This is a genomic window from Acidipila rosea (assembly GCF_004339725.1).
GTDB lineage: Bacteria > Acidobacteriota > Terriglobia > Terriglobales > Acidobacteriaceae > Acidipila > Acidipila rosea.
The window spans coordinates 697,015-714,108 of the sequence record NZ_SMGK01000001.1; the positions used below are offsets into that span (position 1 = coordinate 697,015).

Here is a 17,094-nt window from a genome sequence, read left to right on the forward strand (position 1 = left end):
CATGATCACGACGAGCGCAAAGGACTTATGCACGGACTGTTTCCGCGACAAGTTCCTCACGCGGGTGCAAGTTCACTCATAGCGCAGCGCCTCCATCGGCTCCACTGAGGCCGCACGTCGTGCGGGCCATACGGCCGCCAGCAGTCCTGCAACCATTAACCCCACAGCGAGCAGCAGAATGAGAGCCGTATCACGCCCGGGCTCAATCCGCACCACCGCGTCGATCATTTTGCGCGCCATTGCCGTGAGCAGCAGCCCCGCCGCCACGCCCGCCAGCAGCATCGCTCCTACTCGTTGAAAGATGCCTCTGACCACGCGCTCCCGCGTTGCGCCGATTGCCATGCGTACGCCAATGTCATGGGTGCCGATCGCTACTTCATGGCTGATGAGACCATAGAGGCCAATCACCGCCAGCATCACCGCCAGTCCCGCAAAGATGCCGAAGAGCCACCCTTCCATCCGGCGCATCACCATCTGGTCGGCGACAATCTCCGTCATCGTTTCCGGCGTACCAAAGGGGACTGTTGCGTCAACGTCATGCAGTGCCCGCCGTACGGCGCTATAGACCGCGCGCGGATCGCCCTTGGTGCGGATCACAAGGTTGCTGCTTTGCAGTACCTGGTTGCGTAATTCCGCAGGCGTCTGGGCATCCAGGAAGTCCATCTCGGCCAGCGTCGGCTGGTTCAGGTTCTGCCTTGCATTCGAGACAACCCCGACGATAACTGGAGGATTCTCGGACAGCCCGCCGCTGTCAAGATACTGGCCAATGGGGTCGGCGCCGGCATGGAAGAACTTCTTTACGAAAGCCTGGTTCACCACAATCGCAGGACGTCCGCCCGGACGGTCTGTTGCACGATCCAGCAGTCGCCCTTGCACCAGCTTCAGATCAAGCGCCTTGAAGTAGCTGGGCGAGACGAAGCGCTCCTCGGCCAGCATCTCCTGGTTCGGCGGATAAGGCGGCTGCCCCTTGATATGGACATCGGAGTTGCTGCCGTAGCTTCGAATCGGAACCATGTTGATGTATCCCGCAGCCTGGACTCCCGGCAAGTGCTGAACACGCTCTAAAAGCGGGTTGTAGAAGCCTGTCAGCGGGTCGCGATTTTCGTACCGGCCCGGTGACAGGTTCAGTTCCAGCGCAGCAATATTGTCCGGTTCAAACCCGAGTGGCGTGTTGCGGGTTCGAACCAGGGCTGCCATCATCAGTCCCGATACAACCAGCAGCACCATGGATAGCGCTACCTGGGTCACCAGAAAGGCCGTTCGCAGGCGATGCTGCCCGCGTCCTGTTCCCGCGCTTCCGCCTGCCTTCAATGCGCGGTTTGGATCGGTGCCCGAGAGCCGCAGCGCAGGCGCCAGCGACGCAACCACCGTCGTCACCACCGAGATTGCAAGCGCTGCGCCCAACACCGGCAGATTAAGTCCCACCTGCTCGCCCCGTGCCATCGCATGCACCAGGAAAAACTTCAGCGCCGCCAGCAGCACAGCGGCGACTCCACACCCGCCAATACAGCCCAGTGCCGCCAGCACCAGGCTTTCGGTGAGCATCTGTCCCACCAGCCGGGAACGGCTCGCTCCCACCGCTGCGCGCATGGCAATCTCCCGTTCCCGCTTTACACCCCGCGCCAGCAGCAGTCCGGCTACATTGACACAGCCAATCGCAAGCAGCGCCAGGACCGCGAAGGACAGCGTGGTCAGCGGCCCCTGTACATCGCCCGTTACCGCCTGCGCCAGCGAACGCAGTTCCACCTTGCGGCCCGCGTCGGTGTCTGGATAAGCCTTGCCGAGGTCAGCCATCACCCGCGACATATCGGCTTCTGCCTGCTGGCGGCTCATGCCCGGCTTGAGCAGTCCGACTGTGCTCAGCCAGTGCGTGCCGCGCTCCTTGGCCCATGCTTCCGGCGGATGCAGCGGCGTATAGATGAGCCGCTGTCCTCTCATCGGGTACTCGAAGTCGGCCGGCATCACCCCGATCACCGTGTACGGGTGCCCGTCCAAATCGACCGTATGTCCCAGAATGTCCTTTTGCCCGTTGAAGTTGTCCTGCCACACCTGGTAGCTCAGCACAACCACATCATCGCGTCCCGGCTGGTCTTCGCCGGGCAGGTAGGTGCGCCCCAGCAGCGGCGCAACTCCAAAGACCCGGAAAAAATTATCCGTCCCTTTCGTCGCATGCAGGGAAACCGGCCCGGACGGAGTCTGCAGGTTCACCGTAAAGAAGTCGCTGTATCCGGCAAGCTCCTCAAAGGACTTGTTCTGCGCTCGCATATCGCGATAGCTGAGATACGAAGGCGGCTGGCTGTAGCCGGACCGGGAGATTGTCTCCGGCATCATGATCCTGTCGGCGTGCGCAAACGGTAGCGGGCGGATCATCACGGCATCGACCACGCTGAAGACCGTCGCTGCCGCCCCCACGCTCAGCGCAAGCGCAAGTAAGGCGACAATGGCGAACCCTGGCGATGTGCGTAACTGGCGCAGGGCATACTTCAGATCGGCGGCTAGAGTGTTCAAGGCTTACTCCTCAGAGAACCTTGATCGCAACCGGAAGGCCAATCTTCTCCCACCCTATCCTCCTCATTCGAAAAGACCGCCAGTCTACCCTTGGGCAAGGAATGTCCATTTCCGGACAGTCCATGTCCGATAATGGACAGCCTGCATCGTCCCGAAGCCGCTCCATTTGTGCGTGCAGGGCGGCAAGCCTTTAGCCTTCTGCGGCTGATATATTGAGCCCTGCTACCTATTCAATTTTGCAGGCGCCATGGCATCTCCTTCGCACACTCTTTCAGTCATCGATTCGCATACCGGCGGCGAGCCGACACGCCTCGTCATTGGCGGCGGTCCTGACCTCGGTTCCGGCAGCATGGCGGAGCGTCTCGCACGCTTCCGGGCAGACCATGACTGCTTCCGCTCGGCCGTCGTCAACGAGCCGCGCGGCTCTGACGTAATCGTCGGCGGTCTCCTTTGCGAGCCGCAGGACCCAGCCTCTGCCACAGGCGTCATCTTCTTCAATAACGTCGGCTATTTAGGCATGTGCGGTCACGGAACCATCGGAGTCATCGCATCGCTTGCCCATCTTGGCAGAATCGGCCCCGGCCGCCACCTTGTCGAGACCAGCGTCGGTGCCGTTGAGGCCGTTCTTCATCCCTCCGGCTCAGTCACCGTTGAAAATGTCGCCAGCTATCGCTCAGCAGCCAATGTGGCGGTCGATGTGCCGGGCTTTGGAGTGGTGCGTGGTGATATTGCCTGGGGCGGCAACTGGTTTTTCCTCATCGGGGAACATCCCTTCGACCTGGCATTGGAAAACGTTGATTCGCTCACCGACTTTGCCTGGCGGGTGCGCCAGTCGCTTGCCGCCAGCGGGATCACCGGTGACAACGGCGGCGAGATCGACCACGTCGAGATCTTCAGCCCCTCCGCCACCCCTGGCGTCAACAGCAGGAACTTCGTCCTCTGTCCCGGCAAGGCGTATGACCGTTCGCCGTGTGGCACCGGAACCAGCGCGAAGATGGCCTGCCTCTACGCCGACGGCAAGCTCGCTCCCGGCCAGCCATGGCGGCAGCAGGGCATCCTCGGCACTGTCTTCGAGGGCTCCATCCGCCTGCGCGACGGGCAGATGATTCCCTCCATCACCGGTCAGGCTTACATCACCGCCGAGAGCTCGCTCCTCGTTACGCCCGGAGATCCCTTTGCCTGGGGAATCCGCCGATGACCCAGCGCTACGACGCCGTCGTTATCGGGGCCGGCATCGTAGGCGCGGCCTGTGCGCGTGAGTGCGCCCAGGCAGGAATGCGCACCGCCATCATTGAGCAGGGAACCATCGGCGGCGGCGCAACCGCTGCCGGAATGGGCCACATCGTCGTCATGGACGACTCGCCCGCGCAGCTCGCGCTCACTCGTTATTCGCAGCTGCTGTGGAGCGACCTCGCCAGCCAGCTTCCGCCCTCCGCTGAGTATGAAACCTGCGGCACACTCTGGGTGGCCGCCGACGAAGAAGAGATGGCCGAGGTTCTTCGCAAGCAGGAGCTTTACCGCTCCGCCGGCGTGCCGGTCGAGGTGCTCGATCAGGCGCAACTTCGCGAAGCGGAGCCGAATCTCCGCCCCGGTCTCGCCGGAGCCCTTCTGATTCAGTCCGACGCCGTGCTTTACCCGTCAGCCGCCGCACTTCATCTCCTCAACCAGGCCATCGAGCAGGGCGCTGACCTCTGCGCAGGCGCCCACGTTCTCCACTGCGGCAATGGCAGCCTCCAGCTGAGCGATGGCACTACCTTTGCCGCCGATCGCATCATCAATGCCGCAGGTGCTCTCGCGGGTGCGCTGACCCCGGGCCTGCAGATCAGAAAACGTAAAGGCCACCTCGTCATCACGGATCGTTATCCGGGGTTCGTCAGGCATCAACTTGTCGAGCTCGGTTATCTCAAAAGTGCGCACTCCGTCAGCGGAGACTCCGTCGCCTTCAACGTGCAGCCGCGCAAAACCGGCCAGATTCTCATCGGCTCCTCGCGCCAGTACGATGAGGAGAGTCCCGGGATTGAGAGCCGCATTCTCACCGCAATGCTCGATCGGGTGGGTCAATACATGCCCGGCATCGCCGAGCTCTCCGCCATCCGCAGCTGGACCGGCTTTCGTGCCGCGACGCCTGACAAACTGCCGCTCATCGGCCCCGACGAGCGCGATCCCACGCTCTTTCTCGCCACCGGACATGAGGGCCTCGGCATCACCACCTCGCTCGCCACCGCGCGGCTGCTGGCCGACCACTTCCGCGGCGCCGCGCCTGCCATTCCGCTCGATCCCTATCTACCCTCGCGATTTGCCGCGGAGGCCGCCCATGCCTGAAACCATCTCTCTCACCGTCAACGGCAACCGGATCACCGTGCCTTCGGGGGCGACGGTCGCAGTTGCCATGATGTCTGCCTCTGCGCCCTGCCGGGTCTCCGTCTCGGGCAAGCCTCGCGGCCCGCTCTGTGGCATGGGCATCTGCTTCGAGTGTCGCGCTGTCATTGATGGCGTTCCACACCGCCGCACCTGCCAGATCCTCTGCGAGCCCGGCATGGATGTGTGTACCCAATGAGCCTCTCCTTCGAGATAGTCGTTGCCGGTGGAGGCCCCGCCGGGATCGCCGCTGCCATCGTCGCTGCCGAGTCCGGCAAGCGGGTCGCGATTGTTGACGATAATCCTCGTCTCGGAGGCCAGATATGGCGAGGAGGTCTGACTCCATCCGGTGAAACGAAGGAGTGGCACAAGCGTCTTGAAGCCTGCGCCTCTCTGATCACCCACCTGCCCGGCGTGAGAATCGTCGATCATCCAGCGCCGCGCACGCTTGTAGCGGAAGCCGCCGATGGCGTCGCGTTCACCATCGAGTATGGCAAGCTGATCCTCGCCACCGGCGCGCGTGAAGGCTTTCTGCCTTTTCCTGGCTGGACGCTTCCCAACGTCATGGGCGCTGGTGCACTCCAGGCTATGGTCAAGTCCGGTCTCTCCGTCGAGGGCAAGCGTGTGGTTGTTGCCGGCACCGGACCACTGCTCATGGCCGTCGCGGCCTATCTGCGTCATGCCGGGGCCAAGGTGCTCATGGTTTGCGAACAGGCCAGCCTCGGACGCCTCGCCCGCTTCGGCATGACCCTCGCCCGCGATCGCGACAAGCTGCTGCAGACTCTCCGCTATGGGCGCGAGACCATCAGCATTCCCTTCCGCACCAGCTGCTGGCCGGTTGCCGCGTCCGGCGCGGAAAAACTCACCGGCATCACCCTCCGGCAGAGGCGCAGGCAATGGCAGCTTGCCTGCGACTATCTCGCCTGCGGCTTCCACCTCGTGCCGAACACTGAGCTCGCCTCCCTGTTAGGCTGTCGCCTGCAGGATGGCTTTGTTGCTGTCGATGAAACTCAGTCCACCTCTGTTCCGGATGTCTACTGTGCCGGGGAAGCGACTGGCATTGGTGGCGTCGAGCTCTCTCTCCTTGAAGGCCAGATCGCTGGCCTCGCCGCAGCAGGGCGGCACGACCAGTCTCGAACCCACTTTCGTGCCCGCAGCCGGGCGCAGGGCTTCGCATCCACCCTCGCCCAGACCTTTGCCCTTCGTTCTGAGCTTCGTTCTATCCCCACCCCGGAAACCATCGTCTGTCGTTGCGAAGATGTGCCCCTGCGCGATCTCCTGCAGCACACCTCCTGGCGCTCCGCGAAACTCCACACCCGCTGCGGCATGGGGCCCTGCCAGGGAAGAATCTGCGGCGCCGCGACCCATTTTCTTTTCGGATGGAATCAGGACTCTGTCCGGCCTCCCGTTTTTCCCGCGCGGGTTTCTACCCTCGCTCACTTCACCCACAAGTTGCGCGACAATGATTTTGAAGCTAAGGAGACACAATGAACTGGTACGGCGTTATGCCCGCAATGACCACCTCTTTTGACGAGCAAATGCGGGTGGACCATCCCTTCATGGTCAGGCATGCCAACTGGATGCTCGATCAGGGCTGCACCGGACTGGTGCTCCTCGGCTCACTTGGGGAGGCTTCCACGCTCACCTTCGAAGAGAAGGTCGCCATCCTCAACGCAATCGCTGAGGGAACCGGCAACCGCGCCCCCATTGTTGCAGCGATCTCCGCCCTCTCCACGCAGGAGGCAGTCTCGCTCGCCCACGCCGCTGCCGCAGCAGGCTGCTCCGGGCTGATGATCCTTCCGCCCTATGTCTACAAGGGCGACTGGCTTGAGATGAAGGCCCACGTCGCCGCCGTCATGCAGGCGACTCCGCTCTCCTGCATGCTCTATAACAATCCCGTCGCCTATGGCGTCGATTTCCTTCCTGAGCAGATCGCCGAGCTGGCCGCCGAGCACCCCAACTTTCACTCCGTGAAGGAGTCAAGCACAGACGTCCGTCGTGTCTCCGCCATCCGCGCGTTGCTCGAGGACCGGCTGCAGATTTTCGTCGGCGTCGACGACGCCATCGTTGAGGGAATCGCAGCAGGCGCCACCGGCTGGATCGCCGGGCTTGTCAACGCCTTCCCCCGCGAGTCCGTTGAGCTCTTCAACCTTGCCATCGCCGGAAAGAACGCCGAGGCTTTTGCCCTCTATCGCTGGTTTCTGCCGCTCCTGCGAATGGATACGGTGCCCAAGTTCGTCCAGCTCATCAAACTCGTGCAGCAGGAAACCGGCATGGGCAACGAGCGCGTGCGTGCGCCCCGTCTCATACTTGCAGGCGAGGAGCGCAGCCACGCGCTGGCTACTCTGCGTACGGCTCGCGCTGCCTCAGCGTCTATCTCTGCCTAAACCGATCACGGGAGCAATTCAGCAATGGAAGCAATCACCGCACTCACCGGCACCGCGATTCTTGGCTCGCAGCGCGGCTCGCGCAGCAGCAGCGCCTTTCGCGCCTTCAATCCCGCGACCGGGCAAGCCATTGCCCCGGACTTCTACTCTTCGACCCATGAAGAAGTTGATCGCGCCGTCCATCTCGCCACCCAGGCCTTCAGCGTTTACGCCTGGCTTTCAGGTCGCGACAAGGCCCGCTTCCTGCGCCACATAGCCGACAGCCTGCAGGCAGCCACCGACGCCCTCGTAGCCAGGGCCCATGAAGAGACCGCCCTGCCGAAGCCGCGTCTCATCGGCGAAACCGCCCGCACCGCCAACCAGCTCAGGCTCTTCGCCGATCTCATCGAAGAGGGCTCCTGGCTGATGGCGCGCATCGATACCGCGGACCCGGCGCGAACTCCGCTGCCCAAGCCGGATATACGCTCCATGCTGCGTCCGCTCGGCCCCGTCGCAGTCTTTGGCGCGAGCAACTTCCCGCTGGCCTTCTCCGTCGCTGGTGGCGATACAGCCTCAGCGCTCGCGGCCGGCAATCCCGTCATCGTCAAGGCACATCCCGCTCATCCCGGCACGAGCGAACTCGTAGGCAGGATCATTGCCGAGAGCGTCCGCGCCTGCGGCCTGCCCGAGGGTGTCTTCTCTCTGCTCTTCGACTCGGGTATTGCCGTCGGCAAGGCACTCGTACAGCACCCGCTGGTCAAGGCGGTCGGCTTCACCGGCTCACTTCAGGCCGGTCGCGCGCTCATGGATCTCGCCGCGGCCCGTCCCGAGCCCATCCCTTGTTTCACTGAGATGAGCAGCGTCAACCCCGTCTTCATTCTGCCGGGCGCGTTTGCTCAGCAGGGTCAACAGATCGCCACCGGCGTTGCCGCTTCCTTCACTCTCGGCGCAGGCCAGTTCTGCACCAAGCCCGGCCTCGTCTTCCTACCGGGGGAGAACGCCGCCTTCACCACGGAGCTGCAGCAGCGCGTCATCGAAACCCCGTCGTTCACCATGCTCACCTCCGGCATCGCCAGCCACTATGCTGAGGCTCTGCGCCAGCGTGAAGCAGGCGGTCATGCGCAGAGATCCGCCACTGCCACCTCGGTGCCCGACACCGCGTCTTTTGCCGCCACTGCCAAGCTGGATGAAGTCGAGCTCAGTTCCTTCCTCGACAATTCTGAGCTGCAGGAGGAGGTCTTCGGCCCCGCCGCGCTGCTCATCCGCTGCACTGAGCCAGCCAGCTTCCTCAGCGCCGCCGAGGCGCTGCGTGGCAGCCTCACCGCGACCATCTTCGGCACCGAGGCCGACCTGCTGGAGCACCAGGCGCTCGTTCGCATCCTGGAGCGCAAAGCCGGCCGCCTGCTCTTCAACGGTTTCCCTACCGGTGTTGAAGTCTGCCATGCCATGGTTCACGGCGGCCCTTATCCGGCTACCGCTGACGGCCGCTCCACCTCCGTCGGCACGCAGGCCATCTTCCGCTTCAGCAGGCCCGTTTGTTATCAGCAGTTTCCCGATGCCGCGCTGCCTGAGGAGCTGCGCAGCGCAAATCCTGCCGGCATCCTTCGCCTCGTCAATGGCTCCTACACTCGCGAACCTGTCTAAATTGGCGACAGGAATGGACTGCTTCGCTGGCCGCGGAAAAGCCAGCCATGCTACTCTTAGACCAGACACTTAGGAAGTGGACTGAATCAAGCAATAGGAGTAACGCACCGTCGTGCTGGCACCTACAAAGAAAACTGACATTATCACCCGCTTTCGCACCCACGACTCCGATACCGGAAGTCCTGAGGTACAGATTGCGATCCTGAGCGAGCGCATCGGCGAGCTTACTGAGCACTTCAAGACCCACGCGAAGGATCACGCTTCGCGCCGCGGCCTGTTGATGCTGGTGAGCAAGCGCCGCCGTCTGCTCGATTACCTGAAGACAAACGACTCTGACCGCTACCGGGAAGTGATCGGCAAGCTGGGCATCCGCAAATAAGCGAGCACCTTGTCCCATCCATTGACGCAACGGAACACGCTGAGGGAACATACACGCCTGGCTGGATGTCCAGCAGGCGTAAGGTTTGCTGGCCGTGCCTCCTCCTGTCTCCAGACGCCCGAGGCATCCCGGTGAGACAGGAGTTGTTTTCCTGTCTGCGTCGCGCGCAATGCGCGGCTCTCACCTCGTCCCACCCCCCGCTCTTCCTCCGTGCGCCTTTCCGCACTGGCTCCAATCAAGAAAAGAGGATTGTATGAAGCAGGACATCACGGTCGAGCTTGCCGGTGGCAAGCATCTGACCTTTGAAACCGGCCGCATGGCCAAGCAGGCCTCTGGCGCTGCACTCGTCACCCAGGGGGACAGCGTTGTGCTGGCCACCGCCGTCGCCTCGCCTGATCCCAAAGAAGGCATTGACTTCTTTCCCCTCACCGTCGACTATCGCGAATACGCTTATGCAGGTGGACGCATCCCCGGTGGCTTCATCAAGCGTGAAGGCCGTCCGAGTGAGCGCGAGATCCTCACCAGCCGCCAGATCGACCGTCCCATCCGCCCTCTGTTTCCTGAGGGCTTCCGCAACGAGACGCAGGTCATCGCACTGGTCTTCTCCGCGGATAAGGAAAATGACCCCGACGTCATCGGAATCAACGCCGCAAGCTGCGCTCTCGCGCTGTCTGACATCCCCTTCGGCGGCCCTGTCGGTGCGGTTCGTGTCGGCCAGGTAAATGGCGAGTTCGTCATCAACCCGTCCTACGTTGAGCGCCGTGAGAGCCCCATCAACATCACCGTCGTCGGCACCAAAGACGGTATCGTGATGATCGAAAGCGGCTCGACCGGAGTCACGGAAGAGACCGTCGTCGACGCCATCGAGTTCGCTCACGTCGAGATCAAGAAGATTTGCGCTGCGATCGACGACCTCGTCTCCCGCGCCGGCAAGCCGAAGCGCGCGGTCAAGGCTCCCGAGTTTGACACCGCATACTACGAGGCGCTCGAAACCAAGATCGGCGCACGCCTCAAGGACGCGCTCGACACCCACGCGCACCCCAAGGCCGAGAGCTATTCGCTCATCAAGCAGATCAAGGACGAGCTCGCCGCCGAGCTGCCCGCTGACGATCCCAACGCGAAGAAGAAGCTCGCGACCTACTACGAGACCCTGCGCGAACGCATCTTCCGCGAGCAGGTCACCAAGGATCGCGTTCGTCCCGATCGCCGCGCCTTTGACCAGATTCGTCCCATCACCATTGAGGTCGGTGTGCTGCCCCGCACCCACGGCTCGGCGCTCTTCACGCGCGGCGAGACGCAGGCGCTGGTCACCGCAACCCTCGGCACCGGTGATGACGCCCAGAGGCTTGAGAGCTTCGAGGGCGAGCAGAAGAAGCGCTTCATGCTGCACTACAACTTCCCGCCGTTTTCGGTTGGCGAAGTGGGCCGCATGACCGGCGTAGGCCGTCGCGAGATCGGCCACGGAGCCCTCGCCGAGCGCGCCATTTCAGCCGTTCTGCCCAGTGAGGCAGAGTCGCCCTACGCGCTGCGAGTAGTCTCCGACATCCTTGAGTCGAACGGCTCATCCTCGATGGCCTCCGTCTGCGGCGCAAGTCTTGCGCTCATGGACGCAGGCATTCCCCTCAAGGCAGCCGTCGCCGGCATCGCCATGGGTCTCGTCAAAGAGGGCGATGATTACGCCATCCTTACCGACATTGCCGGAGCGGAAGATCACTACGGCGACATGGACTTCAAGGTTGCCGGCACCCGTGACGGCATCACTGCTCTCCAGATGGATATCAAGATCGGCGGCATCACCGGCCAGATCATGCGCGAAGCAATGGAGCAGGCCCGTCGCGGTCGGCTCTTCCTGCTGGATACCATGGACGCAGCGCTGAGCGGACCCCGCGATGTGAAGTCGAAGTTCGCGCCGCAGATCCGCACCATGCAGATCCCGACCGACAAGATTCGCGACCTCATCGGACCCGGCGGCAAGACCATCCGCGGCATCATTGAGGCCACCCAGGTCAAGATCGATGTTGACGACACCGGTCGTGTCAACGTGGCATCCTCTGACGCCGAGGGCCTTGAGAGAGCGCTCGCGATGATCAACGATCTGACCGCAGTGCCCGAGATCGGCAAGACCTATCTCGGCAAGGTCGTCCGGCTGGCGGAGTTCGGCGCGTTTGTCGAGATCTTCCCCGGCACCGACGGTCTGCTGCACATCAGCGAGATCGCCGAGCACCGTGTGAAGGAAGTTAAAGACGAGCTCCGCGAAGGCGATCAGGTTCTCGTCAAGGTGCTGGGCATCGAGGGCAACCGCATTAAGCTCTCCCGCAAGGCGCTTCTCAAGGAGCAGCGCGCCAAGCTCGGGTTGCCTGAGCCGGGCGCCGTCTCTGACGAGGCCGCTTCAGCCCCGCAGCATGAGGGCGAGCGTCAGCCATTCTCGAACGACAACACCATCACTATCGAAGGCGGAGACGACTTCGACGACGAGGGTGAAGGCGAGGATGAGGGCGGCGATGAGCCAAACTTCAACCGCGCTGAAGGCGCCCCTGTTGGCGGTGGCGAGAGCCGTCCCGCTGGCTCGGGTGGCCCTGGCGGTGGTGGCCCGGCCGGGCAGCGTCGCCGGCGTCGTGGTCGCGGCCGCGGTCGCGGACCGGGCGGCGGCAATGGTACCGCGGGCGGCAGCCGCGGACCCCAGTAGTCTTTCAATAGCCTGAAAAGCGCACCTTAAGGGTGCGCTTTTTTAGCTTCATCAATAAATTGTGGTTATTAAATTTATTACCCCCTCGTAATCTATTAAAAGAGGGGTATCGTAATAAAAAAGTAATTATTACCCAGAAAGAACGCTGGCTATCTCTGTCTATGAATAAGACGAAACTGCGATGCCCGAAATGCGGAGAAACTGAGCTGAGCCGGGTAGCTCGGCACGGATTCTTCCAGGAAAACATCTACCCCAGAATCGGTCTCTATCCCTGGGAATGTGCGCAGTGCCGCAGTTCCTTCCTCTTGAAAAACAGAGGCCGTAAATCTCGCAGTTCGTCTGCCCAGCGCATGCCTTCCAGCTAGCGGAGCCGTCAGCTCACGGCACTAGCATTCGCAGCAGTATGAAGAGAATAACCCCGGCGAAAAAGACCAGCGCCATCCGGATCCCCGGTTCGCGGTTGACCTCCGGCACCAGATCTGTCGCTGCCACGTAGACCGCCACTCCCGCCGACAGCGGCAGTCCCGCCTTCACCCAGGACGGTAACAACCCGATCACCAGCACGCCCGCAAGTGTTGACGACGCCAGCACGACTGCAGACCACACTGCCGCCCGGCGGCTCTGTCCCGCAGCCAGCATCACTGACGCCACCGTGAAGCCCTCGGGTATCTTGTGCAGGAAGATTGCCAGGAAGATCAGCCACCCCAGCGCACTCGATAATGCAAAGCCGGAAGCGATCGCCACACCATCGAACAGCGCATGCATCGCCAGGCCGGCCAGCACTGAGTAGCTGGTGTGTGCTGACAGGAATTCGTCGTGATGCGTCTCTTCGCCGAAGTGAAAATGCGGCGTAATCGTGTGTTCCAGCAGATGGATGCCGCAATAACCGGCGAGCATCAGCAGCGGAGCCCACTTGGGAAAGGTCGACACGCTCTCCGGAACCATCTCGAGCAGCGCCACGGCCATCATGAAGCCCGCCCCCAGCGCCACGAAGTAGCGCAGGTAGCGCTTCTCCCAGTTCGAGCGCACCAGCACCAGGCCGCCGAAGATATCGGCGAACGCGGCCACACCACCGAGAATGAGCGAAAGCATCATGAGTCAGCAATCAAAGACGTTCATGGAAAAAGGACGGCGGAAACGCCGTAAACGGGCGAGAACAGGGGCGTACTCCCTGTTCTCTAATCATCGATTCAGGTTTAGCCGCTGTGCCGGATGTGCATTACATCGCCATCCTGCACCAGGTAATCCTTGCCTTCCAGCCGCAGGGTCCCCTGCGAGCGCGCTACCGCCTCAGAGCCGGCCGCCAGCAGGGTATCCCAGTGGATCGTTTCTGCCCGGATGAAGTGCTTTTCCAGGTCGGAGTGGATTGCTCCCGCCGCTTCCTGCGCCCGGGAGTTCACCGGCACCGTCCACGCGCGGCACTCATCCTCGCCTACGGTGAAGAAGCTGATGAGCCCCAGCAGTTCATAGCTCTTGCGGATCAGCCGTCGCAAGCCGCTCTCCGTCAGCCCATAGGAGCCGAGAAACTCCGCGGCCTCCTCATCGTCCATCGCCGCCAGTTCTGCCTCGACCTTCCCGCAGATGGCTGTCGCCCCGGCGTTCGGCCGTGAGGCTACCTCTTCCAGCTTGTACTTGGCCACGGCGCCTTCGAGGTCTGCCCCGAGCGTGGCGCTTTCTGAAATATTCAGCGCATACAGCATCGGCTTCTGCGAGAGGAACATGAAGCCGCGAATCAGCTTCTTTTCTTCCGCCGTCATTTCCAGTTCGCGCAGCGGTTTCTCCGCTTCCAGTGACTCCTTGGCGCGCAGCAGCAGTGCATGCTCCTTTTCGAGCTCCCCCGTGCGCATCTTCTTCAGGTCCTTTTCCACGCGCTCCAGCCGCTTCTCCACCTGTGTCAGATCGGAGATCATCAGGTCGAACTCGACGTTTTTAATGTCGCGCAGCGGGTCGATCTCACCCACATGGGGAATCGAATCGTCCTCAAAGGCCCGCAGAACATGGATGAGCGCATCCACGTTCCGCAGATTCGCCAGGAACGATGTTTCCTTGAGCGCTTCCTGCCCGATCGCCGCCACGTCCGCATACTCGACCGTCGCGTAGATAATTTTCTTCGGGTCGTAGAGGGCTGACAGCTGGTCCAGCCGCTCGTCAGGAACCTTCGCCACGCCCAGATGGGCCTCACGGCTGTAGCCGCGATCCTCGACCTTGGCTTTGGTCAGAATTTTGAAGAGGGAAGTCTTGCCTACCTGGGGCAGACCGATGATGCCGGTTTTCATGAGTGTCCTAAGCCGAAATTTGGCGGGTGCGCCAGCTATTAATCATAACGCGCTCAGCTCAGGGACCCAGCTTGCGCCATATTCCTTCTCAAGATTACCGAAGTTTAAGGTAATCTACATGCCGATGGATGTTTTCCTCATCCGCAAGTTGTATTTTTTATCCGCGAGAGGTAAAACCTTTTCTAGGGAATGCAACCCGGGGTCTCGCATTTGTCATCATTCCTTGCACGGGGCTTATCTGGAGGCTGGTCGTAAATAATGATTCCCGAAATCCTGCTGGTTGATGACAATTTTCTGCAGGCTACTACCCGTCTGAAAATTCTGGAGCGCACAGGTCATTGTGGGGTTCTCGCCGGCAATGCTGTCGAAGCCTTGAAGAAGATTGAGGAGCCGGGCCTATCCGAGGCGATTAGCCTTGTGATCACGGATCACCTCATGCCTGGGATGAATGGTCCCGAATTCATCACCAACCTCCGTAAAAAACTTCCTGAGGTCACAGTGCTGGTCATCAGCGGTTTGCTGGAGGCCGAGGACGAGTACAAAGATCTGAATGTGATTTTCCGGGCGAAGCCATTTGCTCCGGAGAGCCTTATCTCGCTCGTCAAGTCGTTGCTCGATGAGCCTATCGGACGAACAGCCTGAAAGGGCTTCTTCCTTGTGATCTCTCGCCGTAAGCGGGCGTCTGCGATCGTTTTGATTGCTTTGATTCAGGGCAGTCAGTGGCTCCTGCAGATTCCTGAAACCTGGCGAACCCTCTCCATCCAGTTCGCCATTTCCGCCACAGTCTTTGGCCTTATCCTCCTCAGAGATCTCTTGCGCAAGGGAGGCAGCCGTCCGCCTCTCGGGGGCATTCTGCTTGGCATCACCTTTGACCTGCTGCCATGGCTGCTGCTCTCCTGGGCCGGTCAGCGCCTCGCTGCCGGAGTAGTGCCCGTGGCCCTGTGCTCGGTTCCATTGCTGCTCGCGCTCGACTCTCAATCCAGCTTTCTGCGTAACTTCAGCATCGCGGGCATAGCCGGCATGGTTCTCGCCGCCTCCAGCGCACTTGAGTTGCGCGCCGACCAGTGGGCCCGCCTGCTGGCGCTTGGCGCCGCCATCGCCCTGCTCGCCTTTTCTCTTGCTTACGCCCGGCGACTGCTGGTGTCCGGTGTTCCCCTTGCGCCGCTTCTCTTTGTGGAGCATGCCACCGCGGCAGCGGCCTTCTGGCTGTTCAGCCTTCGTCTCCCCTCTCCACACCTGGCAGCCGCTCCTCCTCTCGCTGCGCTGCTCATCTCCGCGCTCGCCGTCAATACCGCCGCCGCCTGGCTTACCTGGTGGCTCCTCGCTCAGCGAGATGCGGTCAGGGTCGCAGCCCTCGTATGGCCTCAGATGGTCGTTACTCTGTCCCTCAGCGCGTTCCTGCTGCGCCAGCAGCCCGGCTGGCTCATGTTCGCCGGAGCAGCTCTCATGCTCGTCAGCTTCCTCGCCCTCTGGCGGCAGGATGGCAAAGAAACATTGATCTTTCGGGTTACTCCTGCATCTTAAACACCAAGGCAGAGCGCGCTCCTGCGCTAAACTGGTCCTCAGAATGAGCGCCTCGATGTACATAGTCGTTGAGGGTGAAGACCCCGGCTTCGATATTTTCGTAAACGGCCGCGCCCTCGCGCGCAACGAAGATGCATTGGAGAAGCTCGCCGCCAGGCTCGGTATCAAGCCGCTACTCGAATTCTTCTCCGCCGATCAGAACTCCATGGCGTTGCTCCTCGAAGAGGGCGCAGGTGACCCCGAGTGGGCCAAGACCCTGCCGCCGCCGCAGTGGTTCTCTCCCGACGATGGATTGGCGACCATCTCCACCCTCCTCGATTTTCTCAAGGACTCGCCCACTGCGCTTGGTACTGAAACCTGCAGCGTCATCGGCGAACTTGAAGAGTACGAGCGCGTCCTGCACAAGACCTCTCTGCGACATCTGCGGTGGCAGCTCGCCGTCAGCTGGAAGTGATTTCGCTCCTCGCCCTTTTGAGCCCTGTAAAATAAATCCGGCCTCGATACACATAACAAAGGGCTGTCGCAATCGTCCCATTCCTCGGAGGTATCACCTCGTTGCATCCAATAAGTACGACTAAAAGATGGATCGCCCTTGCCTCACTTGCAGCAACAACTGTCCTTGGCGGCTGTGCCTTAGGCAGCAGCAGCTACGTTAAAGTAATCCACGCATCCTCCGGAGCCACCAACGTCGATATCAAGGTGGGCAACAGCTTCGCCGCCCAGAACCTCGCCTTTGGGAACGCCACCTCCAGCTATGCCCATGTCCCGGCTGGCGCCAACCTCAGCATTCAACTCTTCGCCGCTGGCAAAGACACGAACGCGCTCCTCAGCACCACCCAGAGCCTTCAGCAGAACCAGTACTACACGGTGCTCGCCATCGGTGTTCCCGTAAGCCTCCAGCTCCAGGTCATCAATGACGACCTTACGCCCCCGAAGGCCAACAACTTCAAGATCCGAGTCGTTCACGCCTCGGCCGCAGCCGGCCCGGTCGATGTTTATGTGACCGCGCCTGGAACAGATATCAATAATCCGAAAAACCCCACCACGCCCACGCTCAAAAATCTCACTCTCGGCACCGTGACGAGCTATTTGCAGGTCGCTTCCGGAACCTATGAGATCCGGGTGACACCGGCAGGCAATCCTGGCACGACCCTCATAGACAGCGGCGCATCCGGCACGAACTTTCCTGCCGGCAGCATCTACACCGCCGTTGCTCTCGATCCCGCACCGAACAAGAGTGCCTCGTTTGGCTTTTTGTTAACCCAGGACCTTCCCGTTTCCGGTGCAGCGACCACTGCATCGAGTGCCATGTAGAGCTCAGGGCCAGTCGATAGCTGATTCGCTGGCCCTGTT

General features: G+C 61.6%; 15 protein-coding genes. 12 read left to right on the top strand and 3 right to left on the bottom strand.

The genetic code is table 11. The annotated features are described in order from the left end of the window. Positions 1-72: 72 nt before the first annotated feature. On the bottom strand, positions 73-2,508 hold the full coding sequence (locus C7378_RS02855) for an ABC transporter permease (RefSeq protein WP_131991476.1): 2,436 nt from the start codon (positions 2,506-2,508) through the stop codon (positions 73-75). Between the two features lie 247 nt (positions 2,509-2,755). Here C7378_RS02855 and C7378_RS02860 point away from each other — a divergent pair, with 247 nt between their 5' ends. From C7378_RS02860 to pnp, 8 genes are all read left to right on the top strand, one after another. Then, a complete protein-coding gene (locus C7378_RS02860) occupies positions 2,756-3,706 on the top strand; it encodes a proline racemase family protein (protein WP_131991478.1) in 951 nt (316 codons plus the stop codon). After that, positions 3,703-4,830 carry an NAD(P)/FAD-dependent oxidoreductase gene (locus C7378_RS02865; RefSeq protein ID WP_131991480.1) on the top strand — a complete coding sequence of 376 codons (1,128 nt, stop codon included), beginning with the start codon at positions 3,703-3,705 and terminating at the stop codon, positions 4,828-4,830. Before C7378_RS02860 ends, C7378_RS02865 begins: the two co-directional genes overlap by 4 nt. Further along, positions 4,823-5,065 (top strand): (2Fe-2S)-binding protein, encoded by a 243-nt coding sequence (locus C7378_RS02870; protein WP_131991482.1) that lies wholly within the window; start codon positions 4,823-4,825, stop codon positions 5,063-5,065. The genes C7378_RS02865 and C7378_RS02870 overlap by 8 nt, the downstream gene beginning before the upstream one ends. Beyond that, positions 5,062-6,357: an NAD(P)/FAD-dependent oxidoreductase gene (locus tag C7378_RS02875; RefSeq protein ID WP_131991484.1), complete on the top strand. Its 1,296-nt coding sequence runs from the start codon at positions 5,062-5,064 to the stop codon at positions 6,355-6,357. The genes C7378_RS02870 and C7378_RS02875 overlap by 4 nt, the downstream gene beginning before the upstream one ends. Beyond that, entirely contained in the window at positions 6,354-7,253 is a 900-nt protein-coding gene (locus C7378_RS02880; RefSeq protein WP_131991486.1) for a dihydrodipicolinate synthase family protein, read from the top strand. Before C7378_RS02875 ends, C7378_RS02880 begins: the two co-directional genes overlap by 4 nt. A 24-nt stretch (positions 7,254-7,277) precedes the next feature. After that, positions 7,278-8,876, top strand: coding sequence for an aldehyde dehydrogenase (NADP(+)) (locus tag C7378_RS02885; RefSeq protein ID WP_131991488.1), 1,599 nt, complete (start codon positions 7,278-7,280; stop codon positions 8,874-8,876). A 112-nt stretch (positions 8,877-8,988) separates the two neighbouring features. Continuing rightward, positions 8,989-9,255: a 30S ribosomal protein S15 gene (gene rpsO / locus C7378_RS02890; protein WP_131991490.1), complete on the top strand. Its 267-nt coding sequence runs from the start codon at positions 8,989-8,991 to the stop codon at positions 9,253-9,255. A 253-nt stretch (positions 9,256-9,508) separates the two neighbouring features. Further along, positions 9,509-11,941: a polyribonucleotide nucleotidyltransferase gene (gene pnp, locus C7378_RS02895; RefSeq protein WP_131991492.1), complete on the top strand. Its 2,433-nt coding sequence runs from the start codon at positions 9,509-9,511 to the stop codon at positions 11,939-11,941. 378 nt (positions 11,942-12,319) lie between these two features. Here the strand turns inward: pnp and C7378_RS02900 are convergent, their stop codons facing one another. Both C7378_RS02900 and ychF read right to left on the bottom strand, forming a co-directional pair. Further along, positions 12,320-13,036 carry a ZIP family metal transporter gene (locus tag C7378_RS02900; RefSeq protein ID WP_131991494.1) on the bottom strand — a complete coding sequence of 239 codons (717 nt, stop codon included), beginning with the start codon at positions 13,034-13,036 and terminating at the stop codon, positions 12,320-12,322. 101 nt (positions 13,037-13,137) lie between these two features. Next, positions 13,138-14,217: a redox-regulated ATPase YchF gene (gene ychF, locus C7378_RS02905; protein WP_131991496.1), complete on the bottom strand. Its 1,080-nt coding sequence runs from the start codon at positions 14,215-14,217 to the stop codon at positions 13,138-13,140. 258 nt (positions 14,218-14,475) lie between these two features. Here ychF and C7378_RS02910 point away from each other — a divergent pair, with 258 nt between their 5' ends. The 4 genes from C7378_RS02910 (at position 14,476) to C7378_RS02925 (ending at position 17,055) form a co-directional block, all read left to right on the top strand. Continuing rightward, positions 14,476-14,859, top strand: a complete 384-nt coding sequence (locus tag C7378_RS02910; RefSeq protein WP_131991498.1) for a response regulator — start codon at positions 14,476-14,478, stop codon at positions 14,857-14,859. A 51-nt stretch (positions 14,860-14,910) separates the two neighbouring features. After that, positions 14,911-15,741 (top strand): hypothetical protein, encoded by an 831-nt coding sequence (locus C7378_RS02915; protein ID WP_131991500.1) that lies wholly within the window; start codon positions 14,911-14,913, stop codon positions 15,739-15,741. Positions 15,742-15,796: 55 nt separating this feature from the next. Next, positions 15,797-16,195 carry a hypothetical protein gene (locus tag C7378_RS02920; protein ID WP_243648022.1) on the top strand — a complete coding sequence of 133 codons (399 nt, stop codon included), beginning with the start codon at positions 15,797-15,799 and terminating at the stop codon, positions 16,193-16,195. Between the two features lie 101 nt (positions 16,196-16,296). After that, on the top strand, positions 16,297-17,055 hold the full coding sequence (locus tag C7378_RS02925; protein WP_131991504.1) for a DUF4397 domain-containing protein: 759 nt from the start codon (positions 16,297-16,299) through the stop codon (positions 17,053-17,055). The last annotated feature ends 39 nt before the right edge of the window (positions 17,056-17,094 follow it).

Coding starts and splice junctions, on each gene's coding strand:
- C7378_RS02860 (WP_131991478.1), top strand. CDS start 2,756: ATGGCATCTCCTTCGCACACTCTTTCAGTCATCGATTCGCATACCGGC.
- C7378_RS02865 (WP_131991480.1), top strand. CDS start 3,703: ATGACCCAGCGCTACGACGCCGTCGTTATCGGGGCCGGCATCGTAGGC.
- C7378_RS02870 (WP_131991482.1), top strand. CDS start 4,823: ATGCCTGAAACCATCTCTCTCACCGTCAACGGCAACCGGATCACCGTG.
- C7378_RS02875 (WP_131991484.1), top strand. CDS start 5,062: ATGAGCCTCTCCTTCGAGATAGTCGTTGCCGGTGGAGGCCCCGCCGGG.
- C7378_RS02880 (WP_131991486.1), top strand. CDS start 6,354: ATGAACTGGTACGGCGTTATGCCCGCAATGACCACCTCTTTTGACGAG.
- C7378_RS02885 (WP_131991488.1), top strand. CDS start 7,278: ATGGAAGCAATCACCGCACTCACCGGCACCGCGATTCTTGGCTCGCAG.
- pnp (WP_131991492.1), top strand. CDS start 9,509: ATGAAGCAGGACATCACGGTCGAGCTTGCCGGTGGCAAGCATCTGACC.
- C7378_RS02900 (WP_131991494.1), bottom strand. CDS start 13,036: ATGATGCTTTCGCTCATTCTCGGTGGTGTGGCCGCGTTCGCCGATATC.
- ychF (WP_131991496.1), bottom strand. CDS start 14,217: ATGAAAACCGGCATCATCGGTCTGCCCCAGGTAGGCAAGACTTCCCTC.
- C7378_RS02910 (WP_131991498.1), top strand. CDS start 14,476: ATGATTCCCGAAATCCTGCTGGTTGATGACAATTTTCTGCAGGCTACT.
- C7378_RS02920 (WP_243648022.1), top strand. CDS start 15,797: ATGTACATAGTCGTTGAGGGTGAAGACCCCGGCTTCGATATTTTCGTA.